Source organism: Microcystis sp. LEGE 00066 (genome assembly GCF_015207925.1).
GTDB classification, from domain to species: Bacteria; Cyanobacteriota; Cyanobacteriia; order Cyanobacteriales; family Microcystaceae; genus Microcystis; species Microcystis ichthyoblabe_A.
In genome coordinates this window covers 1-25,352 of the sequence record NZ_JADEVX010000053.1, presented here as the reverse complement: position 1 = coordinate 25,352, position 25,352 = coordinate 1, and the positions used below count along the sequence as shown (strand labels likewise).

The following is a 25,352-nucleotide window of genomic DNA, read 5'->3' as shown; positions in this document are numbered from 1 at the left end:
GGTGTGGGGTGTGGGGAAATGGGGAGAATAAATAAAAATAATCTCCTGACTCCTGACTCCTGACTCCTGACTCCTGAATCCTGACTCCTGACTCCTGACTCCTGAATCCTGACTCCTGACTCCTGACTCCTGACTCCTGAATCCTGACTCCTCATTGGCTGATTTTTTTGTGCAGAAATAACTTTTGTGGTCGATTAAATAACCAATTGACCAACCAACCGTCGGTTTTTTGCAGACGAAAACCGCTACTTAAGTAGAGTGACTGGGCTGCTAGATTATTATCGAGAACATGGAGGGAAAGTTCCTCAAAACCCCATTCTCTAGCGATCTGTTCACACTTGAGCAGCAATCTCCGGGCCAGACCGGCACGCCGGCGATCGGGACTAACGGCTAAATTAGAGATATAAGGGATGGGAACAGCTAAAAAAGAACTGGATTTTAAGCCGATTTCCGCCGTAGCGACAATAACTTCCTGAGAACCCGTGGCGGTGACGCTGGTTTGACTGACTACCAGACAGTGGTAGTAGGGGGTATCGGCGCGCAATCGTCCCCGTAAGTCCTCGTAAATGCCTAATTTAAAGATAGGACGCAGAAAAGACCAATAATTGGCCGTGGGGAAAAAACTATCGGTGAGAATCTCCGCCAAACTTTTGAGATCTTGGCCTTGGGCCAAACGCACCTCGACGGTAATGGCGGCAGTGTCACCGATCGCTTCCGCGTCGGAGGGATGAGACAATAGGTATGAGATAAAACAGGAGTCCACTTTAATCACAGGAGTCGGCGGGGAAGGTGGGGATGGCAGTCCTTATCTAGGAAGGGTAAATAGGGATGGGAGCTAGTTGGGGGAATCAAGCATCTATCTTAGGGAGAAGACCGCAATTTTTCAAGACTACTGAATCAAAATCTCATCTATTCTACTGCCTATAGCCACGGCTGGGGGAAAGACCGCTATTTTTCGGGAATTTTTTTTGATCGCTGGGCCATGGTTAAGATGGGACGATGCCGGTCAGAACTAATTTCTTTCTTTTTGGGTCAATTAACTATATTCTTTAATCTAATCTATCCTCCTACCCCCTCTATGATCAAGGAAATTTCCGCTTATTTGCAAGTGTTCCGCAGTCAAAAAATGGCGGCTTTGTTATTCTTAGGTTTCGCTTCTGGATTGCCCTTATTGCTCACCAGTCGAACCCTGCAAGCTTGGATGACCACCGAAGGAGTTGATCTGAAATCGATCGGTTTATTTAGTTTAGTCGCTCTCCCCTACTCTCTCAAATTTCTTTGGTCTCCCTTACTCGATCGCTATGTTCCCCCTTTTCTCGGTCGTCGTCGCGGTTGGATTTTAATCGCTCAAATTTGTTTAACTTTAGCGATTGCAGCCATGGCTTTTCAACAACCAAAACAATCTTTGGAATTATTGGCAATTAATGCTCTACTGATCGCTTTTTTTAGTGCCACTCAAGATATTGCCTACGATGCCTATCGCACAGATATTTTAGAAAAATGGGAGATGGGTGCGGGGGTGGCGATCGGGGTTTTAGGTTATCGTTTGGCTTTAATTTTAACTGGTTCGATCGCTTTAATTTTAGCCGATCACTTTCCCTGGCCCCTTGTCTATCTTTTCCTAGCTGGATTGATGGCTTTAACGATTATTTGGTCTTTTTTCGCCCCAGCTACTCCCCCTAGAGATGATACTCCCCAAACTCTTTTAGAGGCGGTTTGGTTGCCTTTCCAAGAGTTTTTTCAACGCTATCGATTCGGTCAAGGAATCGGTATTCTCGCCTTTATTGTTCTCTATCGTTTAGGGGATGCTTTAGTTAATAATATGGTGACTCCTTTTCTCTTAAAAACTGGTTTCAGTCAAACCGATATCGGAGCGATTCAAGGGGGCATGGGCATGATAGCAACTATGGTGGGAGTTTTATTAGGTGGTTCCCTGTTAAGTCGTTGGGGAATTAATCGATCGCTCTGGATTTTTGGCGGCTTGCAAGCTATTAGTAATTTAGCCTATTTTATTTTAGCAAATTTAGGGCAAAATTATCCTTTTATGGTCTTAGCTATTAATATTGAAAACTTCTGCAGCGGTCTAGGTACTGCCGCTTTTGTGGCTTTTTTAATGAGTCTTTGTAATGCTCGTTTTACCGCTACTCAGTACGCCCTCTTATCAAGTTTAATGGCTTTTAGTCGCGATATTTTAGTAGCCCCCGCCGGAGTTTTAGCCGAGGCAATCGGTTGGCAGTGGTTCTTTTTAATCACGGTAATTGCTGCTTTACCTGGATTAGCTTTATTGCCTTTATTTGCTCCTTGGCAAGAGGAGAATTAGGCCAATTTATGAGCTAGAAACCGATGATTTATTCTTCCGATTTCACTCGCATAACTACTAAAGTCATATCGTCGCTACCGTCATTTTCCAACCCAGTAAAAGCGGCCACTTTTCCAAATAAATATTCGAGAATCTGTTCAGGATCGTTGTACTGTTGACAGGCTTCTTTAACTGCCGATAGCCAATTTTTCTGATCAAATCTTTCCCCTTTCGAGTTGACTGCATCGGTAAAGCCATCGGTATAATAAATCAGTGTATCTCCCGCTTCTAATTGCACTTGGGCATCATCATAGATAGAATCGGCCTCTAAACCAACTAATGTCCCTTCCGTGTCGAGAGACTCTAACTCTCCCGTTTTGGCCCGCCACCAGAGGGTGGGATAATGGGCAGCATTACTGTAGCCAAGACGCTGCGTCAGGGGATCATACTCGGAATAAAATAATGTCACGAAACGATGAGAATTATCGAGATCGGCATACATAACCCGATTAAGATGACGCAAAATCTGGGCTGGGGAGTGACGATTTAACACTTCTGCTCGCAACATTCCCCGGGTCATGGTCATCAATAATCCTGCCGGGACACCTTTACCCATAACATCACCGATGACTATACTCCAAGGAGCGGTACTAGCTTCCCTTTCCGCCTCCGTTGCTGGTTTAAATTGATCGTAGTTGCAGGGGATAAAATCATAATAATCGCCACCAACGCGATTAGCTGTTTTGCAGTGGGCTGCCAATTCTACCCCCTGAATTTTCGGACATTGCCGGGGTAAAAGACGATTTTGGATTTCGGAAGCGATTTCTAACTCTCGATCCTGACGTTCCTTGGCCCGTAATTCGATCGTTAATTCATTATTAGCTATAGCTACCGCCGTTTGATCGGCCACTAGCTGCAACAGTTTACGACGGGTGGGTGTCCAACCATAATCGGGATCGCGACTGAAAACGTATAAACGTCCCCGCTCACTATTTTTTATCAAAACAGGTGTACTATAAATCTGCGTACCCTGTCCGAGAGTTTGCCGGATCTGATGATCGAGACTATCGAGAAGCGATCGACTATTTTTATTCTCAAGTGCCGCTTCTTGGTTTAATTGTCGGATAATTGCCTCTAATTGTCGGCGTAGTTCCCCATTAATTTGATTATCTTGGCAATGGAGTTGATCAAGCGCCACTTGACCGTTATTTTTGCTCAAAATCAACGCCCCTCCTTCTGCATCTGCCACTCGTGCGGCCATCAGGGGGGTAAGATCGAGGAATTGGTTTAAATTATTGAAACTCCGCAGGGCAAAACCGAGGGAACTTAAGAGATTTTGAACTTTGTTTTGTTCACGATATAAACTGGCGACCAACTCTTTTAAGGCTAAAATTGGCTTAATATCGGCACTTTGATCGCCCATATTGACGGTGGCAGTGGTGAGAGTGTCCCTCGGTTCCGGCTCAGAAAGCATAAAATGATTTTTGTGGCGGTGACATGATTATAGCTAGATGGTCATTGGGTTATGACCTGTTTAAGTCTAACAGCATAGCGCATCTTTTCATGACTGCCACAATTTAACCCCGATGTTTTAGTATTTCTGTTTTGCCACACCGAAGGCTGAGGCTGATAGCTTGACCTTATAATAATTAGAAATATGTAACTCAATCCATTGACTTTATGACCTTGCCTCTCGATGTTCCCACGGCGATTAATCAACGTCGTTCTATTAAAAATTTTACCACCGATCCGATCGCCCCAGAACTGCTGAAAACCCTGGTAGAATTAACCGTTGCTGCACCTAGTAGTTTCAACATCCAAGATTGGCGAATTATTTTAGTACAAGATGAGGCACAAAAGGCCGCTTTAGCCGAGGCCGCTTGGGGACAAAAGCAAATTATCCAAGCACCAGTTACTTTTGTTTTCGCTGCCGATGCTGCCGCAGGAGGAGGAGAGCTAACTCCTATCTATGAACAGGCTCTCAGTACAGGTGCCTGGAGCGAAGGCACGGTAAAATATTTTAAACAGGCAATCCCAGGATTTCAAAAGGATTTGGGCGAAAAAACCCGGGAATACGCGATTAAAGATGCCATGATCGCCGCTACTCATCTGGTTTTGGCTGCCGAAAGTCTCGGTTTATCTAGTTGTTTTCTCAACGGTTGGATCGAGGACAAGGTAAAAGCTGTGATCGGTGCTGCCGATCATCCCGATCTGGCGATCGCTGTTGTCGTTCCCATCGGTTACGCGGCGGAACCTCGGCTTAATCCGGGGCGTTTACCCTTAGATTACAATGTTTTTGTGGATCGCTTGGGTAATCCCTATCAAATCTAAACTCTATTAACTGGATTCAATCTCGTTTTGATCGCTGTTTTGTCCGGTGGTTTGGGGGTGGGTGTCGGTGTCGGTTTGCAGGAGTTGGTGTTGCTGATTTGAGATAGGAAGCTTCTGGCAAACTAACTTTTAGATAGGATGGCACGGTTGGCATTCATAGCTTGATTCAGCAACGCCTTGTATTGTGGCAAAATTAACAATTTAATCTGCATCAAGCTTCGCTAATACAGCCGACATCGATCTTAATTTTTTCACAAGATATAAGGTTAATTATTTGTATAACAAGTCCCTAATACCATTTCTCTAAATGAAAACTACACATTGAATTTAAATCCCCCTTTAAGTTCCCCTTTTTAAGGGGGATTTAGGGGGATTAAACTTCTGTAGTCAGACTTTGGAGAATTGGTATAAGAACCTTATTCATACCAAAACTCGGAACTTCCCGCACATTTTTCGTCTCTAAATAACCATTGTTGAAACACTTGTTCTCTACCGTCATAAGGTGCAACAATCTGATAAACTTTTAGAGATTTTTTAGCAATTCTCTGGCTGCCCTTGTCGGTTAATTCATAACCTAACAAGTTTAAAAAATTACGAATAATCGTCAGAGGACGGGAAGTATTAGCGAGGTTAATCTTGGTGATAGTTTTAATCTCGTTACGGTTTTTAATGGCAATTTCCGCCATTTTTTGTAAATCGGCATCATGATTATTTAATTCTCTTTCAGGATTAGCTAATAATACGGGAATTCCCAACAATTCTAACGTCCCGATAATCACTCCTAATTGACTACTATTAAAATCGGGAATAAATAAACTTCCGTGACCTGATTCTATCAGTTTACGCGCAATTAAAGCATCTCGATCACACAAAAATTGTCGCCCAATTGTCAAAAAGTAATGTAAGCGTAGTTCTTGATACCATCCTTGATCATCTTTAATTACTAATTGTGGTGTGACGGGGATTCCATAGCGTTTGTATAGGTCATATTTCCTGATAATTCTCCTTTCTTTTACTGACTTAACTAACTGTTTTTTTAGCAGACGACACTCTGATTCCGTTATCTCGGCTGCGCTGGCAATTGCCTCGCATTCAGAACGATAATTATGTTCCATAATTTCTTCAATTGCTTCCGTTAACTGATTAGTTATGTCTAGTTCTTCTTCCTGATTTCGTTCTTTAATTCTATGACCTTCTGCTTGTAAAATCCCTAGAATTGACTGACGATAATTAAGCATATAAGCATTGACTCTTACGGCCATTTTTGCCCAACAGAGGAGAGATTCCGCTTGAAAAGTTGTATCTAAATCCTCCAGAGATTCTAAATCTGATTGGTGTAGTAAGCGAATATTAACCTCGGTTAATCGGTGTCCAGAGGTGAGAAGTTTGGGGATAGAAGTGGATCCATTGCCCACCTGATTAAATCCGTACACTGCTGACCAAATATAACGAGGAATATTCTCTCTAATTCTTCCTAAAAATTGAGCGATAGAAGTGGGATTCTGAATCCCCTGTGCTAAACACCAAACCGAGGAAAAGTGTTGCTGAATATCAATACTAATTCCCGTTTCGATCGCGGGACTAGCTAGAACTATATCATAGTTAAGTAACAACTGATTTAAATTGCCAATCGCTTGATAGGCAGCGTGACTAGAATCTTGCAATGACTCTGAGTCTATCCGCAGAACTTTCTTATGAGGAAATTGCTTTTTTAGATAAGATTCTAGGGTAATTGTTCCCCATTTGCTGGTTAATTTTTGTGCTGATAGACAAACAAAGGGTTTTCCTCCGTCTTTAATATGCTTGACCAAATCATTAACTAGCCGTTGGGGAGTATTATCGGAGTAGTTATAAACTCGCCAAGCTTCTTGATAACTAGGTTTCCACTCGTTACTAATCAAGAAAGTTTCTAGTTTAATTGCAGCTAAAGAAGTTAAATAATCTAGGGAAATATCACTTAAATCAGCATCAGCGACTAGAACTTTACCCCCACTGCTGACCACAGTTTGCAGCAAGGACTTTAGGGATTTTAAAATTGCCACACGATTAGTTTTACAAGTATCCCCATTTAACCCATGCCATAGAACCTGTTCGATCTCATCGATAATAATGATAGCTCCTTGGCAATCTTCTGCTTTAAATTTAGCTTGTGATTGGGGATGGAGAGAGTCAATACATAAACCATAACCGTAAATTTGTGCCGCAGGATTATCTCTAATTTTGCTGATATAGTTTAAACCAAAGCGTTGACACAACTCCTCTACCAGTTTCACCCGATGACCAATAACTAAAACTTTTTGTTGATTGGCAATAGCTTGTTTAACTATCTTGGCTAAAAACTCAGTTTTTCCCGTACCTTTAGCCGATTTAATCGCTATTAACTGCGCTGATGTAGGAACAGAAATATCTGGCAAGTAACGGCTATTTAACTCTAGATGAGGTGGGAGAGTTAAACTATTTAAACTTGCTGCCTTCCAAATCTCCCAAGAGGTAGCTTTTTGATAGACTTGTTTAAAGTAATCTTCTCCTCGATTGATTAGTAAATCATCCACTCCTTTACCGTCAGCAGCATCCCAAGTAACTACCTTTACCTCACAGTTAGCCTGGGTGAATAGATAACCCATTCTCTGTAAAGCTAAATTAACCGCTTGCTGGGTTTTCGGTTTAGTTTCTTGGTCGAAAACTAGATAAATCTTTCGTCCGGAATTAGCTAATTTTTCTAGCTGCGGAATTAGATGAGATTTACCGATTCTCCTACCTAGTTCGTCCTTGGGAGTACGATAACCATTGTGAATCCCGGGTAAAGCAATTGTCACATAACCTGCTGTTAGTAATGCCCCCGCTTTTTTCGCTCCTTCCGTAAGACAAATAGGTATCTCTGGATGTTTGATTACCCAGGACCAAAAACCGAGATCCTCTTGCTTATTATCCACTTCTTCAGTTAAAATATTAATACTGATACGCTGGGCTACTTTTTGCCAAATTTTCAGGGGAACCCGCAAAGCAAAGACTCCCGTGGGGGTTTGGGGAGGATGTTCGTACTTAATCGGTTTAGCATTATCGAAGCTTAAACGGGGAAAATCGGGCTTAAAACAGCCCCAAGAGTCATAATTGCCCGTTAGTAGGTCAATTCCTGAACACCACCAACCGCCTTGACTGGTATGTTCATAACGCTTGAGAATACTATCCCTAACTCTGCCATCATTGCGTCGCGGTAATTCTTGGGAGTAGAGTAGGTATTCACTGGGAGATAACCCCGCTAAACCGGTGACATTGAGAGCGATTAACTCCGCATCCACCCCGCTACCACGCCATTCTTCTAAATATTTCATCCTTGTCCTCTACTGGCTAGACGCTATATATAGCGTTTTGTCCTATTATTCTAGCGGTAAGCCACTAAATAGCGAAAAGAGAAATTTTACTCTCTCAGAGGTTCTCAGAGGAAATTTGACTTTTAATCCACTCTTGTCTTAAATTATCGAAAAGTTAAGAACAAATAAAATCTTACCATAACCTCCTCAGCAGTCAGTCTGTTTTGATATCAAAGAAAAAGCTTTTTGTCAAGCATACAAAAGAACCACTTTGAGAGAGAATCGAGAATTTTTTCCAGAAAATGTCATCCAAAACACGGTTTTTAGGGAACAAAATAATCCTGGTTATACCACATATAGAGTGATAAAATTATTTAACACGCTAGATGTTGTGTTTTCCCAGAAAATCTGATAGAATGCTCTAGTACAAATAGATTAATTTGTCAAGTTTTTTAACGCCGCAATTTCCCAATTATGCAATCGAAGCCCTTGACTACTGCCGTCTCCATTCACAAAAATAACGAAGTAATACCCTTTCGTTCTACCCCTTTAGCTAATATGGGCAGCCATGGAATTAGAGTGATTCGGCGCGATGGTTCCACCACCAGCTTAAATATCGGCAAAATTCGCGACGTGGTAGAGTGGGCTTGTGAAGGTAAAAAAGTCAATTCAATCGCCTTAGAAGCGGGTTTAACCACACGCCTGCGGGATGGGATTACCACTAGGGAAATACAGGATAATTTAATCAATTGCGCCCTAGAAATGTGTAGTCCCGAGGAACCGGATTGGCGCTATGTAGCCGGAAGATTGCATATTTGGAGTCTGTGGAAAGATACCTTAGTAGTCCGAGGTTATCAGTACGGAAATTACGAGAAAACCGTCAAAACTCAAGTTAAAAATCGTCTGTACGACGAAAGGATTCTCATCTATTCCGAAGCAGAATTAAAAGAAGCCGGTTCTTGGATTAATCCCGATTGGGATATCGATTATGATTACGCTGGAGCATTGTTAATCACTAGCCGTTATTTACTCAAAAATGAGTTACCCCAAGAGGCATTATTAACCTGTTCCTTACTGCTTGCCACTGTGGAAGAGCCGGCTAATAGACTCCCCTGGGCTAAGAAATTTTATCAAGCAATTGCTCAAAGAAAAATCTCTCTTGCTACCCCAATTTTAGCCAATTTACGCACACCCAAAGGTTCCCTAACCAGTTGTTTTATACTTTCCATTGATGACAGTTTAGAAAGCATTTTCAGCGAGATTACTAATGCTGCCCGCATCTCCAAAAATGGTGGCGGTGTCGGGGTGAATGTGAGTAGAATTCGCTCCACTGGTAGCTGGGTAATGGGGAAAGCTAATGCTTCTGGGGGGATTATTCCTTGGATTAAATTACTCAACGATACAGCTATTGCAGTAAATCAGGGGGGAAGACGCGCCGGGGCAGTAACTATCGGTGTTGACATCTGGCATTTAGATGTGCCAGAATTTCTGGAAATGCAGACAGAAAATGGTGATCAAAGACGCAAAGCTTATGATGTTTTTCCCCAATTAGTTATCACCGATGAATTTATGCGTCGGGTGATAACTAAAGCCGAGTGGACATTAGTAGATCCCTACGAAGTTCGCACAAAATTAGGTATAGAATTAGCGGAACTATGGGGGGAAGAATTTGAAGAGGCTTATCGTTTAGTAGAGGCTAATTTAGATAAAGAGGTTCTCCTCTATAAAAAAATCAATGCCCGGGACTTATTTAAAAGTATCATGCGTTCCCAAGTAGAAACAGGAATGCCCTACATTGCCTTCAAAGATACCATCAATCGCGCTAATCCTAATAAACACGATGGCTATATCCCCAGTGTAAATTTATGCACGGAGAGTTTCTCGAATGTCACCCCGGATAAAACTGCCCATTGCTGTAATTTAGTTAGCCTTAATTTAGCCAACATCGACAAGGAAGAAATCGAGTCTAATTGTCAAATCGCTGTCAGGATTCTCGACAATACTATCGATATCACTAACCCTCCCTTTGATAATGCTAAAAACCACAACGATAAATATCGCACTATTGGGGTAGGGGCGATGGGATTGGCTGACTGGTTAGCTAAACGGAAATTATCCTACAATAACCGGTCAGAAATTAGTAATTTATTTGAAGAAATTGGCTATTGGTGTACCTATTCCTCGATGGAATTAGCCAAAGAACGCGGCGCTTATCAAGCTTTCTTGGGTAGCGAATGGAGTCAAGGTAAATTAATCGGTGCTAAACCATTGGAATGGTTTTTAACTAATGCGGTGCAACCGCAAAGATGGCAACAATTAGCCGAAGATATTCAACGATTTGGCATCCGTAATTCCCATATTACCGCCATTGCTCCTAATACTTCCTCCAGTTTGGTACAGGGATGTACCGCTAGTGTTTTGCCGGTTTATAGTCGCTTTTTCTACGATAAATGGGCAAAGGGAACTGTTCCCATCGCACCACCTTTTATTGAAGAAGCTTTCTGGTTTTATCCAGAGAATAAAAATCTCGAACAGCAGCAGGTGGTAAAAGCGATCGCTGCTATGCAAGAATGGATCGATACGGGGATTTCTATGGAGTTATTATTCAACCTCAATGAAGGGGTTTACTTTCCCGCAGAACCTAACCGTTGTCTCACCGCTAAAGATATCTTTGATACTCTAATCATGGCGTGGGAATTGGGGTGTAAAGCGATTTATTATGTCCGCACCGTACAAAAGGACAATTTTCGAGAGTCTGATGATAGTTGTTCTAGTTGCGCTAATTAAAGTTAACTTGGGTGGGCAATGCCCACCTTAATTTTTTTATATAATTTAAAGTGAGTTTTATTGATCACCTAATCACAGCTATGGATAAGACTTTATACGAACAGGATTACTATCTCTGGTTAGAGAAAACCATATCTTTACTAGAAAATCGCCAGTTTTCTGAGTTGGATTTAGAAAATTTAATTGAAGAAATAAAAGATATGTCCAGAAGAGAACGTCAGAAGTTAGAGAGTTTACTAACTAAACTCTTGGAACATTTACTTAAATTAACTTATTGGCAATCTAAGCGCGATTACAATAAAAACAAGTGGCGACGAGAGATTTTAAATTTTCGCATTCAAATAAAAAGAATTATTAGCAACAAAAAGGATGGAAATTATAATACAAACTTAGTATCTTACCTCACCGAGATTCTCGATAAATGTTATGAGGATGCTTGCCATCTATTTGTCGAAGGTTCTGGCATCGATAAAAGACTTTTAAGTGCTACACCTATTGGATCAATCAACCAAATTTTAGATGAAAATTGGTTTCCTTAGTTTCTCGGAGAGGATTAAGCAATGAAGAGTGATTTATACGAACAGGATTACTATCTCTGGATAGAGAAAACCATATCTTTACTAGAAAATCGCCAGTTTTCTGATTTGGATTTAGATAATCTCATCGAGGAGATTAGCGACATGGGCAAAAGTCAACGACAAAGCTTAAAGAGTTATTTAACTCGCTTATTAGAACATTTGCTGAAACTAGCTTACTGGCAATCAGAATTAGAATATAATCAAAGAGGATGGAAAAATGAAATTAGGAATTTTCGCCTAGGAATTCAACAAATTATTGAAGACAGTCCCAGTTTAAAGTCCTATCTATCGGAAATTTTCTTGCCCTGTTATCAAAATGCTCGTAAATTATTTTTGGATCTATCGGAAATGGCTGAAAATTTGGTCAGTTTAGCTCCAATTTGCACTATAGAACAGGCGTTAAATGAGGATTGGTTTCCTGAAATATCAAAATAATGGGGATAATTATGGAAAAGAACTTATACGAAAAAGACTACTATCTCTGGTTAGAAAAAACCATTAATTTACTGGAAAATAATCAGTTTTCTGATTTGGATTTAGAGAATTTAATTGAAGAAATTAGCAGCATGGGTAAAAGTGAGAAACGAAGTTTAGAAAGTTATTTAACTCGCTTATTAGAACATTTGCTGAAACTGGTTTACTGGCAGTCGGAATTAGAATATAATCAAAGAGGATGGAAAAATGAAATTAGGAATTTTCGTCGTGCCATAAAAAAAATTATTGCCGATAGTCCTAGTTTACAGCCTTATCTGATTGAAATTTTTAACAACTCTTTTCAAGAAGCTCGTATTTCTTTTATCGAATTATCGGGAATGGCTGAAAATTTGGTCAGTTTAGCTCCAATTTGTACTATAGAACAGGCGTTAAATGAGGATTGGTTTCCTGAAATATCAAAATAATGGGAATAATTATGGAAACGAACTTATACGAACATGATTACTATCTCTGGATAGAGAAAACCATATCTTTACTAGAAAATCACCAGTTTTCTGAGGAGGTTCAAAGACTGATCGGGTTCCAATTATTTTTATTAATAAATACTTTACACACTTCCTACCAGGTAAGCAAGAGGGCTACGCCACTACTACCAAATCATTACCCTGGAAGCTTTTCAGTGAGCAGAAAATCTCCAGACGGCCAATGTTTGCACAAACGAACCTCCTTGAGGTGTGGCAAGAGGCAGTAGAAGCTGATAGGCAAATCGCCATTCCGGGCGATTACCGAACTCAACAAGAAAATTACAGATTTTTTCAAGCTAGGATTAAAGATTTTGTATCGAAAAATACAAAACTGGACAAAGTGACTGTTTAGGATGGGTTTTTTGAGAAGCTTAAGAACCGATCCATAAGTCAAAGGAGTTTTCCATGCCCGAAACGCCACAAGAAGTCTTGAAAATGATTCAGGACAACAATATTAAGATTATTGACCTGAAATTTATTGATATGCCGGGTATCTGGCAACACTGCTCCTTCTACTACGATCAAATCGATGAAAGCTCTTTCAGCGATGGTGTTGCCTTCGATGGTTCCAGTATTCGCGGTTGGAAAGCAATTAACGAGTCCGATATGGCCATGGTTCCCGATCCTACCACCGCTTGGATCGATCCCTTCTACAAGGAACCTACCCTAAGCATGATCTGTAGCATCAAAGAACCCAGAACCGGTGAATGGTATAGCCGTGATCCTCGCTCTATTGCTCAGAAAGCGATCGATTATCTGAGCAGTACCGGTTTAGGTGATACTGTATTTTTTGGACCAGAAGCAGAATTTTTCCTTTTTGATAGCGCTCGTTTTGACCAAACCGCCAACTCCGGCTATTACTACATGGATAGTGTCGAAGGTCGTTGGAATAGCGGTAAAGACGAAAAAGACGGAAATCTTGCCTATAAACCCGCCTACAAACAGGGTTATTTCCCCGTTAGTCCCACCGATACCTCTCAAGATATCCGCACGGAAATGCTCTTAACCATGGCCGACTGCGGAGTTCCCATCGAAAAACATCACCATGAAGTCGCTACCGGTGGTCAAAACGAGTTAGGGATTAAATTCTCTACCCTAGTACGGGCCGCCGACTACTTGATGACCTACAAATACTGCATTAAGAACGTGGCCAAGAAATACGGTAAAACCGTCACCTTTATGCCTAAACCCATCTTTGGCGATAATGGTTCCGGGATGCACGTTCACCAGTCTATCTGGAAAGATGGTCAACCCCTGTTCGCCGGGGATAAATACGCCGGACTCAGCCAAATGGCGCTGTACTACATCGGTGGTTTGCTTAGACACGCTCCCGCGCTCTTAGCTTTAACTAACCCCACCACCAACTCCTACAAGCGTCTCGTCCCCGGTTTTGAGGCCCCGGTAAACCTGGCCTACTCCCAAGGTAATCGCTCCGCTTCGATTCGGATTCCTTTATCGGGAAGCAACCCGAAAGCTAAACGTTTAGAATTCCGTTGTCCTGATGCGACTTCTAATCCCTACCTCGCTTTTGCAGCTATGCTATGTGCTGGTATCGATGGGATTAAAAATCAAATTGAACCAGGAGAACCTCTCGATGTGGATATCTATGAACTCAGTCCCGAAGAATTGTCAAAAATACCCTCTACCCCCGGTTCTCTGGAAGCAGCTCTGGAAAGTCTCGAAAAAGATCACGCTTTCTTGACCGATTCTGGTGTTTTTACCGAAGACTTTATCCAAAACTGGATTACCTACAAACTCGATAACGAAGTTAACCCGATGCGCTTACGTCCCCATCCCTACGAGTTCTCTCTCTACTACGATGTCTAAGGTTTGATTGATAATTAATCCTAGGGTAGGCTTTTGCCTGCCCCTTTTTTTTGGAATCAGCAAGGGAGTGGGGAAGTGGGAAGTTTTTTGCCGTGAACAGTAAACAGTAAACAGTAATCAGTGAACTGAAAACTCGGCTCTTCTCGACTTTGTGTGATAATTTTTGCTTATGAAATCGTGAAATGTTTACTGGGAAAGACTTTTAGGACTATTTTGTTAAATAAACTATCAGTATAGACCTCGTTTCCACACAGAAACCAGAAGAGCCAAAACTCACATCTGATAACTGATAACTGATAACTGATAACTGATAACCGCCTAATCAAACAACAATCTTAAGCTTGATCTCCTCAGTCGTCAACAGTGATACAATTGCCGTCATAGCTAGGGGTGTCTGAGGCAATCAGGCTGAGAAAGACCCTTAGAACCTGAGACTGGGTAATTCCAGCGTAGGGAAGCTGTTTACAGAGGAAATAAAATTATGAGACAAGAATGGGTTGCCCCCCGGCGCGGACAAGCAAATGTATCGCAAATGCACTACGCCCGTCAGGGGATAATTACCGAAGAGATGACGTATGTGGCAAAACGGGAAAATCTCTCTCCCGAATTGATTCGCAGCGAAATCGCCCGAGGAAGACTGATTATTCCCGCTAATATCAATCACCTCAACCTCGAACCCATGGCGATCGGTATTGCTTCTAAGTGTAAAGTTAATGCTAATATCGGGGCTTCACCCAACTCCTCGAATATTAACGAAGAACTAGAAAAATTACACCTAGCGGTCAAATACGGTGCCGATACGGTGATGGATCTCTCCACTGGGGGCGGTAATTTGGACGAAATTCGCACCGCGATTATCAATGCTTCTCCTGTCCCCATCGGTACTGTACCCATCTATCAAGCGGTGGAAAGCGTTCACGGCAATATTGAAAAACTCACCCCCGAAGATTTCCTCCATATTATCGAAAAACACGCCGGGCAAGGGGTAGATTACATGACGATTCATGCGGGAATCCTCATCGAACACCTGCCCTTAGTCAAAACCCGTCTGACCGGGATTGTCTCCCGCGGGGGTGGTATTATTGCTAAGTGGATGTTACACCACCACAAGCAAAATCCTCTCCACACCCATTTCGACGAAATTATCGAGATTTTCAAGCGTTATGACGTTTCTTTTAGTCTCGGTGACTCCCTACGTCCCGGTTGTACCCACGATGCTTCCGATGCGGCCCAATTAGCGGAATTGAAAACCCTCGGCCAACTAACGCGTCGCGCTTGGGAACACGATGTACAGGTGATGGTGGAAGGACCGGGCCATGTTCCCATGGACCAAATTGAATTTAATGTGAAAAAACAAATGGAGGAGTGTAGCGAAGCACCTTTCTATGTTCTCGGTCCCCTTGTCACCGATATTGCCCCCGGATACGATCATATCACCTCGGCGATCGGGGCGGCTCTGGCGGGTTGGTACGGGACGGCGATGTTATGTTATGTCACCCCGAAAGAACATCTCGGTTTACCCAACGCTGAAGATGTGCGAAATGGCTTAATTGCCTACAAAATAGCGGCTCATGCGGCAGATATCGCCCGTCATCGTCCCGGGGCGCGGGATCGTGATGACGAACTCTCCATTGCTCGTTATAATTTTGATTGGAATCGTCAATTTCAGTTATCCTTGGACCCCGATCGCGCTAAGGAATACCACGATGAGACTTTACCCGCAGATATCTATAAAACTGCGGAGTTTTGTTCGATGTGTGGACCGAAATTCTGTCCGATGCAAACTAAGGTCGATGCCGATGCGATTACGGAATTAGAGAAGTTTCTCGCTAGTCAGAATCAAGACAATTTAACCCCAGTTTAAAGGGGAGTTATGGGAAGGGCTGACTTGATTTCAGCCCTATTCCTAGGATAAAAGTCAAAATTATGGGAATAGCCGCCATTTTTTCGACTAATTGACCCGTTTTTCTAGATATTGACCGATCATCAATTCTTGACCGGCGCGAGAGATAATAGTTTGTCGGGTGCGATATTGTTGACCGATGAGTTTAATTTCTTCTTCAAAGACAGAACCGGCGTATTCTGTTCTCAGACAGAGAGTAGAGGGGTTAGGAAAGGTATAAATGGCACTAACGGGTTTATCCGTCGCAAATCCCCGATCGCGATAGAGAATATTATCTAAAATACCGAATATAGTGGAACCGTTGGAGGGTTTTTTACTCTGGGGACGGAGATAATTACTTTGCCAAGTTACTTCCGTACCACCTAATAAAGTTGTATCTTCCAGATTATGTAAACGGGCCAGTTGAATTAATGGTTCGCTGCCTTGGGGTAAATATTTAATCTCGATGGCGCTGATAACTTCTTGGGGTTCCGTTTCTTGGGTGAGGGTGTAATAACGTCTCTGGGATTGCCAGCGTCCTTCTGTCTGCTTAAAAAAGGCTAAAGCCAAAGTTTCTAGCGATAATTGGGCGGTTTGAATCAATGTCATAGAAATAAAACCTTTCCTGTTTTTTGGTAGATCAGATTTGTTATCCTTTGTCAAGAGTTTGCCAGAGAATTGTTACACATCTTAATACAATTATAACCCTGCATGGAAATTAAGTGGTAGGAGTGTTGAGGGAGATAATTGGGAAAAGCCGCACAGATACAGCATTTACAGGGAAAAAACGGGATAAGATTGCTAAAAACTGCGAACTTATCCTAGTTACTTCCATTCACTCTTATCTATCGATTAATTCTGTCAAATTGGCTACAGTCAGGCCGAGGTTCTTCCCCCAACCCCTTTTTTACTTTTTAAGTATCTCAGCAAAATTAATGGCTCTTCTAGGTTCTGTGTGATAAGTTTAACTTACATAGGATTGATCGATCTTTGTGTCCTTTGTGTCTGGAGTGGTTCGTTCCACCCCCTCGCTAGGAGGAATGTATCTTAGAATACATTTTACCCACCAAACCTGGAAGAGCCGATATTCCTGAACCGAGAGTGTCCCCAACCCAAAAACATTTATTAACCGATATTTTAGTCATTGCTATTTTAGCAGTTATACGATAAATTTCCCTCTTGACTAAGTTGGTAGAGCAAGTTTCTTTGTTCTATGTTAAGATGTTGGGGGCTTCGTTTTTGGGTCTGATTTGTTTTTGTTAATGATCAGACAGTACCTGATGAGCATTTCTTTGTCAACTCTTGAGGTTGATGCGTTTCATTTTTGAATTGGCGAATTATGGAAAAGAACTTATACAAAAAAGACTACTATCCCTGGATAGATAAAACCATATTTTTGCTAGAAAATCATCAATTTTCTGAATTAGATTTAGAGAATTTAATTGAAGAAATAAAATCTATATCTATCAGTCAACAGAAAGCATTAAAAAGCAATCTGAGCGTGATTTTATGGCATTTACTAAAATACTTACAAGAGCCAGAAAAACAAACCAGAAGCTGGGCATTAAACCTTTTTGAGCATCGCGAAAGAATCGAAGAAGATTTAGAAAATAGCCCTAGTCTTAAGAGTTTTTTAACAGAAGAAAATTTCAAAAAATGCTATAATAAGGCGAGAAAAAAAGCCGCTATTGAAACAGGGATAAACCTAGATAAATTCCCGAACGATTGCCCATTTACTTTGGCAGAAGCCCTAGATTTTGAATTTATCCCTAATCAAACCATTTGACTTTTTACCGAAAACCTATTATAACCTAAAAGTGCCTTAATGTCCAAGTAGTCATGTCCTTACATTTAGTTAATTCTTGCCATTCGATGCCCATTTCCCCGATCTTCAATCCGTCGGGAGATGATGCGATCGAAAACCGTTCGATCTGGTTTGGTAACACTACCAACCTGATGCAATTAAACGATGTCCGCTACACCTGGTCGGTGGGTTTATATCAACAAATGCGGGAAAATTTCTGGATCCCGCAACGCTTAGATATCACTCAAGACGTGACTGAATACGGGCATCTTACCGACGAAGAAAGATATGCTTATGATGGTATTTTGTCCTATCTAACTTTTCTTGATTCCGTGCAAACCTGTAATATTCCCCACCTAAAAGGTAGCGTCACTGCGCCAGAAATTAGTCTTTGTATGGCGGAACAAATTTCTCAAGAGGCCATGCACAATCAAAGTTATCAATACTTAATTGAAACGATTATTCCCTCGGATCGCAGAGGCGAAGTTTATGACTTTTGGCGCACCGATAAAGTTCTCAAGGATCGCTGTGAATTTATTGCTAGTCTCTACCAGCAATACATCGATAAACAAACTACTGAAAGCTATTTTATCGCTCTTCTTGCCGACTATTTACTGGAGAGTTTGTATTTTTATAACGGCTTTATCTTTTTCTATAATCTCGCTTCTCGACAGCTAATGTCCGGTAGTGCTGACGTTTTCAAAATGATCAACCGGGACGAATTAAGTCACGTCCGTTTGTATCAAAAACTTATTCCCGAAGCCATGGCAATTTTTCCCCATTCCGTTGAACAGATTTATGAGATGTTCGATAGTGCCGTTAAACACGAATGTTGCTGGACAAATCACATCGTTGGCAACGACATTTTAGGTATTACCGAATACAGTACCGAACAGTACACTAAATACCTCGCTAATATTCGGCTAAAAGCGATCGGACTTGAGCCTTTATACAGGGAAGAAAAGTATAACAAAAGTCCCTATAACCATCTGGAACGCTTTTCCGATACCAAAAAAGAAGGCCACACCAAAGCTAACTTTTTTGAAGCAACTGTTACCAGTTATGTTATGTCTTCTGGCTTAACTGGATGGGATGAAATTTAAAATTTAAGGGATAATAATAACCCAATTTCTTACCATAAAGTGGCAACTTTGTCAAATATTTTGACAACTTTTGACCCTCTCTTGCAGAAATACCGACAATCAGCAAATGCGCTTCTGGGTTTGGGGGGTTCTACCCCCAAAAGCCTAGATTTACTGATAAAATCGGAAGTAATGACCAATTTTAGAAGATATACTTAGGGCTTGCTCAATAAATCTAAAAACCTTGTTGGATAAGGTTTTTAGACTTTTTTTCCCTCAAAAAGTGTCGACCTTTGGAGTGATTGGGGGGAAAATTCAGGGACTTTTTCCCTGAAAATTAGGTAATTGACCCCCTCAAAATCGGTAAAACCCTACACCCTACACCCTACACCCTGTCCCCATGAAAAACTTTTTGCCGCAAACCCTAATTATGACGATTGCCATCATAATGAATTCTCGCCCCGGCCCATTGCAGTTTTTCCTGTAGAGTCTGATAAAAAGAATAACTTTCCCGCAGGATAATAAATTGGGCGAATTTTTCGGCTTTAGTAACTCCCACCCATTGCCCGGGCCAAATGGAAGTGGCTAAAGCACCATCCATCCAGAGTTTAGTATTTAACTCGTAGTCTCCTAGAGGCCAAATACTGACCAGAGATGCTGGGGGAATGACAATCGGCCGACTGGAGAGACTCAAGGGACAAATCGGGGTGACAGCGATCGCTTCCATGCCGGGGTGTATAATCGGACCATTAGCGGAAGCGGTGTAACAGGTGGATCCCGTGGGAGTAGCCACTAATAGTCCGTCGCCTTGGTACTGATCTACTATTTCCCCGTCCACTTCGATTTCGAGGATTGAGGTGGGCATCCTATCGATACTAGCGGGTTTCACACACATCTCATTCAGGGCATAAAATGCCTCGCTCACTGGCTGCGGATTTCTTTTATCCCCTTCATAGATTCTGGCCGTTAACATCATCCGTTGTTGTACCGCATAGTGATCGGATTGTAAACGCTCCCAGACCGTCTCCGTATCCTGGAAAATCTCAAAGGGTTCCGTTAAAAATCCCAGATGGCCGCCGACATTCACCGCTAAAATCGGAATGTCTTCGTGAGCTAAATAGCGAGCGGCAGCTAAAATGGTTCCATCTCCCCCCAAAACGATGGCAAGGTCGATGTTTTCCGATGCTGAGGCTAAAAATACTGGATAGGGATTATCTTTAAAGCCACTGGGTCCCATTAAAACTTTACACTGACGGGCTTCTAACTGTTTAGCGCATTTTTCCGCCCATGCTTTACTTTGGGGATGGTTGGCCTTATGAGCGATGATGACTTGTTTTAACTGCACAGAGTTGAGACCTTTTTCGGAGGTTCTATACTTTTAACAATAGCAAGACCGGGCAGATCGGGTGAAAAGTGAGTAGGGTTTTCTGAAAAAGTTTGTTAGTAGGGTGAGGAGTCAGGAAACAGCTAAGCTGTTCGTAATTTAAATTGCTTGTTGAGACGAGGCAAAAGGCAAGAGGCAAAAGGCAACAGTAAAGGGATTGGGGGAGGTTCGGCTAGTCTAAGAATAAGCGGTTTAAATGCGTCTTAGCCTATCAGGGATCGGATTTGAGTTTTCAGTTTACTGATCACAGCAAAAAGCTGACGGCTTATCGCTCTTCGGCTCTTCTAGGTTCTGTGTGATCAGCTTAACTTACCATAGAAGCGATCAATCTTTGTGTCCTCTGTGTCTGGAGTGGTTCCTTCCACTCCCTCGCCAGCAGGACTGTATCTTAGAATACATTTTACCCACCAAATCCAAGAGAGCCGCTCTTGGAGGGACTCTGGCAAAAATCTTACAGTCTCTAAACTCTAGCTCTCTTATGGGGTAAGCCTTCAAGCTATCGCTAACTAACAGAAACCCGAAATTTGAGTTTTTATTAGAAAAAAAGTTAGCGATCACTTGTCAAGCAAGGGTTTCAGAATCTGGATTCGGTCGGGGATTTCCGAAAGTTCCAGAAGAGCGATTATTCTCCCTTTTGCCTCTTGCATGAGTGCCTCTCCTGATATGTGGCCTATACTCAACGGATTTAGTATAATAAATTGTTCGGTATTTAAAGTCTGCCAAGAGGTTCCGCACCCGAAATAGACGGATCAGATGACGAACCCGCTAACTCAAGGAGAGGGTAGAGGGGAGTGGAGCATTTGGCTGAAATTTCCCTAAACCCCTAAACCCCTATCTCCCGACTCCTGAATTCTGTCTCCGCGAGAGATTAACTTGCTTGGGAGGAGACAAAACCCGATAACTCGCGGAAGCGGATCTCATCGCGGTGGGGATCAGAGCGACTAACTTGTACTTGAAAGCGATCGCCTAAAGATACCGATCGCTCAAAACGATGGGGTAATTCTAACCCCAATTCCTCCAATAAAATCAAGCCTAAATTTTCCTCTTCCCGCAGCCAGCGCAATACCAAAGCTTGCCAGACTTGATCTCCCTGTCGTCGCAAAAATTCCAAACTCCAATAACGATTAGTTTGTCGTTCCACCGAGGTGGCTTCCAGGGCCGAACTAGCGACACTATAGAGAATTTCCTGCATTCTATCCCGGGTAAAAGGCAGTTGATCGCCCCGGAGATGGGCTTTTAGTTGAAAATGGGTCAAAAGGTCAGTATAACGGCGAATTGGCGAAGTTACTTGGGAATAGGTATTCAATCCGAGACTAGCATGACGGTTAGGAATCGTCGTCATCTCACTGCGCGGCATACAGCGACGCAAGGCACAGGAACGCACTGGGCCTGCAGGTAGTAAAATTAACTCCTCATCGGGGGGTAATTCCGGTTGTGGTTGTCCCCGGAAAGGCACGGGGATCTCGTGTTCCTGACAGTAGCGACCGGCGATTTCTCCGGCTAAAATCATCATTTCCGCCACTAATTGCCGAGATGGGGAAACTTCCTGCAATTCTATGATAATTTCGTCGTTAGCCTTCACCTTAATGGATGATTCTGGCATTTGGATGTTAATCGATCCCTGAGATTTGCGCCATGCGTGGCGTTGTTTGGCCCAACGGTTGAGAATCTTCACTTCCGGTTCATGCTGCAGATCCAGATGTAACATTTCGTCCACATCTTCGTAGGTGAGGCGATAGGTAGGTTTAATTGTACTAGGATGGATACGATAATCAGCGATCGCTCCCGTTTCATCGAGGATTACCCCAAAACTCAAGGCAGGACAAAGTTTACCTTGTACCAAACTCATTGGACCGGCGGCCAACTCTAGGGGAAACATGGGAACCATTCCCGTGGGAAGATAAAGACTGGTACTGCGACGACGCGCTTCTAGGTCTAATTCATCATCGGGAAGCACTAAACGGCTAGGATCGGCAATATGAATCCAGAGACGATGACCACCATCCGCGAGAATTTCCACCGATAATCCGTCATCGATTTCCTCGGTACTTTCATCGTCGATGGTATAAATTTTTTGGTGGGTTAAATCGAGACGATTGTTGACATCCGCATCCGCAGGGGGATTGAGTAAATTAAGACGCGCCACATCAAGTACCTTTTTCGAGAATTGAACGGGGTAGGAACTGCGTCGCAGGAAAAGGTTTTCGTGACTACTCCACCATTTCAAATCGACTAACAATTCAAAAGCAGCCTCGGGGGTTTGGGAACGGCCCAGCAGCGAGAGTATTTCCATGGCTGCTGGATATTTTTGTTCGGGTTGGAGGATAAATTTTTCTAGAGATTCCAGACGAATTCGATCGCTTTCTGACCATTCTACCGTTTCACCGGCCAGGGCCTGTTGGAGACGTTGGAGAAATTGGCTTTTTTCCCGTTGACGCTGTTGTTCCACCTCTAGCTGGTGTTTGATTTCCTCTACCTGATTTTCCGAGCGGGCCTCGTAACCATCCCCTTTATTTTTAAAATAAACTTTATCCTCACTCAAGAGACAATGGGCTGCATAGCAAAACTGCGGACCGCGATCGGAAAAGAGGATCTCGGCCATGGTTTCGGGAGTGACTAACTGATTTTCCCCGGCTAATAATTCCCAGGCCACTTCTAAACCACTAGGATCTAGATAGGGTTGGACTTCCCGCAGAAAATTGCCGATCTCTTTATAGTTGGATGGACCACCCTTGATAATGTAATCGAAGCGTTGGGGACGCAGTTTATGCGGGTTTCCCCCTTGATCGATGACGATCCAATCTTTTTTCCCTTCTGGGCGATCGATCACCCCTAAGCGCCTTTCTCCTTGCACCCGAAATTCTACCAGCGTTCCCTTTTCCACTGCTTCCCCTTACTGCCTATCTATTTTGTCTATTTTCTATCATCCTCGATCGATTACTCGATCGGCAAGAGCAATCATCAATCCCCACCCACTAGATAGGGTTTGCGGCAAAAAGTTTTTCGTGGGGGTAGAGTGTGGGGTTTTACCCATTTTGAGGGGGTCAATTACCTAATTTTCAGGGAAAAAGTCCTGGGATTTTGGCTCTCCCAGGTCTGGTGGGTAAAATGTATTCTAAGATACATTCCTCCTAGCGAGGGGGTGGAACGAACCACAAAGACACAAAGGACACAAAGATCGATCGATCCTATGTAAGTTAAACTTATCACACAGAACCTAGAAGAGCCGAATTTTCCCCCTGATCACTCCCATGTCCACCACTTTTGGATTTCAAAAAAGTCTAAAAGTCTTATCAAACAAGGTTTTTAGATTCATTCAGCAAACCCCATTTAGTCAAAGATTCGCCGCTCTCAGGACAACCAGTGTACCCACAAGTTAATCGTCGTCAATTTAAGTGCGATAATTGTCGGAAACCCTTGAGCGAAGAGTTAGATTTTGTCGCCAGTAAACGAACTTATACGAAAAGACTAGCCGAGAATATACTCCAACAATTAAAATAAGGTGATATTTTAATTGTTAGCCGAAGAAATGACGTAACGGAAGAAGAGATTCCAAGAATGCTAGAGAACATCGCTGAAGAAATTACAGAGCCAGACCTATCGTAATTAAAAAAACTAGGAATTGGCCAGTTCAAATACTGGCGAAATGCAGACGTAATCAAGCAAGATAGTAAATTATTTTCTTCTATCTCACTGTCAAGAAATGTTATTTCTTGAGCGTTTTGGGACAATAATTGCTAAAAATAAGCTTTTTCCGTGTTAATTAACTGAATATTGACAATTTGACCGTTAGTCACTTGTACGGTTCCATAGCTGCCGTCCCCTAAAAAATTATTGAGGTACAAATTGTCATCATATTGAGCGAGGAGAGTATATTCCCCTGAGGGCAATTCCACAAAAAAATTACCTTGAGAATCACTACTTATTTGCTTGATTAGGTGAGAATGTTTTTGGGCTTGGGCTACTGGCCAGTTGTTTCCTTGAGCGGGAATTCTACCTGAAAAAATCCAAACAGTTGTTTTAATAGGTTCAGGTTTTGTTCTTAAGGATGTTGTGTCTATAGTGGGCATTTGGTCGCCACTAAGACGAAGAATAGTGCCAGAAATACCCTGTTTTGATTGAGAGAAATTCGGGTCAGTAAAGCTCATCATTGTAACTAGAATAATGGTCAAACTTAGGAACCAGCGAAAGTTAGGATAAATCATAGTTTTGGCGATTTGGCTGTTATTTTGGCTGAAGAAAAGCCTCGTGCAGAATCCAACAGAGACTTTCTTCAGCATTGGTTAACTAGGAATGCTCTGGGTTGTGAGCATTAATAGCGTTTTAAGCAAGACGGACAGCACTGCTAGTGAGAATACTGCGGACTTGAGCATGGGTTAAGTTGGGATTAGCCCCGAGCATTAAAGCCACTACTCCTGCCACATGGGGAGCCGCCATCGAGGTTCCGCTGTAACTCGCGTATCGGTTGCCCGGTAAGGTCGAATAAACATTCACCCCTGGAGCCATAACGTGCTGCATACTGCTGTTAGTTCCGGCACGATTGGAGAAACTAGCAATTGTCCGGCTGCTATCGACGGCACCGACGGAAAAACCGTATTGGGTAGCGTAGTATGCGGGTGTTCCGGGAGAAGACAAGCTAGAGTTGCCAGCTGCACTAACCGTAATCACATTGCGACTAGCGGCATAGGCAAGGGCATCGCGTAAAGCAGTTGAATCAGACCATCCCAAACTCATATTAATGACGCGAGCGCCATTATCCACTGCATAGCGGATAGCTTGAGCAAGGTTGCCCCCATTAGTAAACCGACCTTGTGAATCTACATCTCCCATACGAATCGCCATAATTCGGGAATTATAGGCAACGCCCGTCATACCAATGCCGTTATTAGCGGCGGCAATTGTCCCAGCGACGTGAGTTCCGTGTCCTTGTCCAGAAGAACTGGTTCCGGGTAGAACGTTATTGTTATTTTGACCGACACCAGGCGTTGCTGATTTAGGGTATGATTGAGGAGGAAGGCGATCACCCAAAAATACCCATTATCAAACTCAGAAATTATGCAATGTCCTGAATGTCAATCCAATCATATCAATAAAAATGGTCATAAAAA

Annotated in this window: 19 protein-coding genes, 2 pseudogenes and 1 riboswitch; of the genes and pseudogenes, 13 read left to right on the top strand and 8 right to left on the bottom strand. The window is 42.6% G+C overall.

Features of this window, described 5'->3' with window-relative positions:
* Positions 1–151 precede the first annotated feature (151 nt).
* Positions 152–772, bottom strand: coding sequence for a GNAT family N-acetyltransferase (locus IQ224_RS09730; protein WP_194032882.1), 621 nt, complete (start codon positions 770–772; stop codon positions 152–154).
* 306 nt (positions 773–1,078) lie between these two features.
* Here IQ224_RS09730 and IQ224_RS09725 point away from each other — a divergent pair, with 306 nt between their 5' ends.
* Positions 1,079–2,320: an AmpG family muropeptide MFS transporter gene (locus IQ224_RS09725; RefSeq protein WP_036402739.1), complete on the top strand. Its 1,242-nt coding sequence runs from the start codon at positions 1,079–1,081 to the stop codon at positions 2,318–2,320.
* 28 nt (positions 2,321–2,348) lie between these two features.
* Here IQ224_RS09725 and IQ224_RS09720 read toward each other — a convergent pair whose 3' ends face one another.
* Positions 2,349–3,773: a PP2C family protein-serine/threonine phosphatase gene (locus tag IQ224_RS09720; protein WP_002748139.1), complete on the bottom strand. Its 1,425-nt coding sequence runs from the start codon at positions 3,771–3,773 to the stop codon at positions 2,349–2,351.
* A 206-nt stretch (positions 3,774–3,979) separates the two neighbouring features.
* Between IQ224_RS09720 and IQ224_RS09715 the strand changes: the two genes are divergently transcribed.
* Positions 3,980–4,630 (top strand): nitroreductase family protein, encoded by a 651-nt coding sequence (locus IQ224_RS09715; RefSeq protein ID WP_002735609.1) that lies wholly within the window; start codon positions 3,980–3,982, stop codon positions 4,628–4,630.
* Between the two features lie 416 nt (positions 4,631–5,046).
* Here IQ224_RS09715 and IQ224_RS09710 read toward each other — a convergent pair whose 3' ends face one another.
* Positions 5,047–7,962 (bottom strand): plasmid replication protein, CyRepA1 family, encoded by a 2,916-nt coding sequence (locus IQ224_RS09710; RefSeq protein ID WP_002737915.1) that lies wholly within the window; start codon positions 7,960–7,962, stop codon positions 5,047–5,049.
* 453 nt (positions 7,963–8,415) lie between these two features.
* On the opposite strand from IQ224_RS09710, the gene IQ224_RS09705 reads away from it, so the two are divergent.
* From IQ224_RS09705 to thiC, 8 genes and pseudogenes are all read left to right on the top strand, one after another.
* On the top strand, positions 8,416–10,728 hold the full coding sequence (locus IQ224_RS09705) for a ribonucleoside-diphosphate reductase subunit alpha (protein ID WP_036402729.1): 2,313 nt from the start codon (positions 8,416–8,418) through the stop codon (positions 10,726–10,728).
* A gap of 80 nt (positions 10,729–10,808) precedes the next feature.
* Complete coding sequence (locus IQ224_RS09700) at positions 10,809–11,267, top strand: DUF29 domain-containing protein (RefSeq protein ID WP_002748131.1); 459 nt, start codon at positions 10,809–10,811, stop codon at positions 11,265–11,267.
* A 21-nt stretch (positions 11,268–11,288) separates the two neighbouring features.
* Complete coding sequence (locus tag IQ224_RS09695; RefSeq protein ID WP_002748129.1) at positions 11,289–11,741, top strand: DUF29 domain-containing protein; 453 nt, start codon at positions 11,289–11,291, stop codon at positions 11,739–11,741.
* Between the two features lie 11 nt (positions 11,742–11,752).
* Positions 11,753–12,205 carry a DUF29 domain-containing protein gene (locus tag IQ224_RS09690; protein WP_002748127.1) on the top strand — a complete coding sequence of 151 codons (453 nt, stop codon included), beginning with the start codon at positions 11,753–11,755 and terminating at the stop codon, positions 12,203–12,205.
* 11 nt (positions 12,206–12,216) lie between these two features.
* Positions 12,217–12,318 (top strand): annotated as a pseudogene (locus IQ224_RS24015) (DUF29 family protein); the annotation flags it as partial.
* Between the two features lie 128 nt (positions 12,319–12,446).
* Positions 12,447–12,617, top strand: coding sequence for a hypothetical protein (locus IQ224_RS09680; RefSeq protein WP_016515827.1), 171 nt, complete (start codon positions 12,447–12,449; stop codon positions 12,615–12,617).
* A 53-nt stretch (positions 12,618–12,670) separates the two neighbouring features.
* The gene (gene glnA, locus IQ224_RS09675; protein WP_002748126.1) at positions 12,671–14,092 is read left to right on the top strand and encodes a type I glutamate--ammonia ligase; all 1,422 of its coding nucleotides are present in this window, start codon (positions 12,671–12,673) and stop codon (positions 14,090–14,092) included.
* A gap of 376 nt (positions 14,093–14,468) precedes the next feature.
* Positions 14,469–14,565, top strand: a riboswitch (TPP riboswitch).
* An 8-nt stretch (positions 14,566–14,573) separates the two neighbouring features.
* A complete protein-coding gene (thiC, locus tag IQ224_RS09670) occupies positions 14,574–15,956 on the top strand; it encodes a phosphomethylpyrimidine synthase (RefSeq protein WP_002748124.1) in 1,383 nt (460 codons plus the stop codon).
* Positions 15,957–16,043: 87 nt separating this feature from the next.
* Here thiC and IQ224_RS09665 read toward each other — a convergent pair whose 3' ends face one another.
* Positions 16,044–16,583, bottom strand: coding sequence for a phycobiliprotein lyase (locus IQ224_RS09665; RefSeq protein ID WP_002738011.1), 540 nt, complete (start codon positions 16,581–16,583; stop codon positions 16,044–16,046).
* A gap of 730 nt (positions 16,584–17,313) precedes the next feature.
* Here IQ224_RS09665 and IQ224_RS09660 point away from each other — a divergent pair.
* Both IQ224_RS09660 and IQ224_RS09655 read left to right on the top strand, forming a co-directional pair.
* Entirely contained in the window at positions 17,314–17,760 is a 447-nt protein-coding gene (locus IQ224_RS09660) for a DUF29 domain-containing protein (protein ID WP_036402726.1), read from the top strand.
* Positions 17,761–17,813: 53 nt separating this feature from the next.
* Positions 17,814–18,881 (top strand): ribonucleotide-diphosphate reductase subunit beta, encoded by a 1,068-nt coding sequence (locus IQ224_RS09655; RefSeq protein ID WP_036402723.1) that lies wholly within the window; start codon positions 17,814–17,816, stop codon positions 18,879–18,881.
* A 403-nt stretch (positions 18,882–19,284) separates the two neighbouring features.
* Here the strand turns inward: IQ224_RS09655 and IQ224_RS09650 are convergent, their stop codons facing one another.
* Both IQ224_RS09650 and IQ224_RS09645 read right to left on the bottom strand, forming a co-directional pair.
* Entirely contained in the window at positions 19,285–20,205 is a 921-nt protein-coding gene (locus IQ224_RS09650; RefSeq protein ID WP_002738170.1) for an NAD(+) kinase, read from the bottom strand.
* Positions 20,206–21,112: 907 nt separating this feature from the next.
* Entirely contained in the window at positions 21,113–23,128 is a 2,016-nt protein-coding gene (locus IQ224_RS09645) for a ribonuclease R family protein (protein WP_194032881.1), read from the bottom strand.
* A 443-nt stretch (positions 23,129–23,571) separates the two neighbouring features.
* On the opposite strand from IQ224_RS09645, the pseudogene IQ224_RS09640 reads away from it, so the two are divergent.
* Positions 23,572–23,847 (top strand): annotated as a pseudogene (locus IQ224_RS09640) (ISL3 family transposase); the annotation flags it as partial.
* Between the two features lie 134 nt (positions 23,848–23,981).
* On the opposite strand, the gene IQ224_RS09635 reads toward IQ224_RS09640, so the two are convergent.
* Together IQ224_RS09635 and IQ224_RS09630 are read right to left on the bottom strand one after the other, a co-directional pair.
* Positions 23,982–24,392, bottom strand: a complete 411-nt coding sequence (locus IQ224_RS09635; RefSeq protein ID WP_228036166.1) for a hypothetical protein — start codon at positions 24,390–24,392, stop codon at positions 23,982–23,984.
* A 175-nt stretch (positions 24,393–24,567) separates the two neighbouring features.
* Entirely contained in the window at positions 24,568–25,272 is a 705-nt protein-coding gene (locus IQ224_RS09630; protein ID WP_228036165.1) for a S8 family serine peptidase, read from the bottom strand.
* Positions 25,273–25,352: the final 80 nt, after the last annotated feature.

Excerpts from the sequence above, each read along its gene's own strand:
- IQ224_RS09695 (WP_002748129.1), top strand. The coding sequence starts at position 11,289 with ATGAAGAGTGATTTATACGAACAGGATTACTATCTCTGGATAGAGAAA.
- IQ224_RS09725 (WP_036402739.1), top strand. The coding sequence starts at position 1,079 with ATGATCAAGGAAATTTCCGCTTATTTGCAAGTGTTCCGCAGTCAAAAA.
- thiC (WP_002748124.1), top strand. The coding sequence starts at position 14,574 with ATGAGACAAGAATGGGTTGCCCCCCGGCGCGGACAAGCAAATGTATCG.
- IQ224_RS09635 (WP_228036166.1), bottom strand. The coding sequence starts at position 24,392 with ATGAGCTTTACTGACCCGAATTTCTCTCAATCAAAACAGGGTATTTCT.
- IQ224_RS09700 (WP_002748131.1), top strand. The coding sequence starts at position 10,809 with ATGGATAAGACTTTATACGAACAGGATTACTATCTCTGGTTAGAGAAA.
- IQ224_RS09665 (WP_002738011.1), bottom strand. The coding sequence starts at position 16,583 with ATGACATTGATTCAAACCGCCCAATTATCGCTAGAAACTTTGGCTTTA.
- IQ224_RS09715 (WP_002735609.1), top strand. The coding sequence starts at position 3,980 with ATGACCTTGCCTCTCGATGTTCCCACGGCGATTAATCAACGTCGTTCT.
- IQ224_RS09660 (WP_036402726.1), top strand. The coding sequence starts at position 17,314 with ATGGAAAAGAACTTATACAAAAAAGACTACTATCCCTGGATAGATAAA.
- IQ224_RS09710 (WP_002737915.1), bottom strand. The coding sequence starts at position 7,962 with ATGAAATATTTAGAAGAATGGCGTGGTAGCGGGGTGGATGCGGAGTTA.
- glnA (WP_002748126.1), top strand. The coding sequence starts at position 12,671 with ATGCCCGAAACGCCACAAGAAGTCTTGAAAATGATTCAGGACAACAAT.
- IQ224_RS09680 (WP_016515827.1), top strand. The coding sequence starts at position 12,447 with ATGTTTGCACAAACGAACCTCCTTGAGGTGTGGCAAGAGGCAGTAGAA.
- IQ224_RS09655 (WP_036402723.1), top strand. The coding sequence starts at position 17,814 with ATGTCCTTACATTTAGTTAATTCTTGCCATTCGATGCCCATTTCCCCG.
- IQ224_RS09720 (WP_002748139.1), bottom strand. The coding sequence starts at position 3,773 with ATGCTTTCTGAGCCGGAACCGAGGGACACTCTCACCACTGCCACCGTC.
- IQ224_RS09690 (WP_002748127.1), top strand. The coding sequence starts at position 11,753 with ATGGAAAAGAACTTATACGAAAAAGACTACTATCTCTGGTTAGAAAAA.
- IQ224_RS09705 (WP_036402729.1), top strand. The coding sequence starts at position 8,416 with ATGCAATCGAAGCCCTTGACTACTGCCGTCTCCATTCACAAAAATAAC.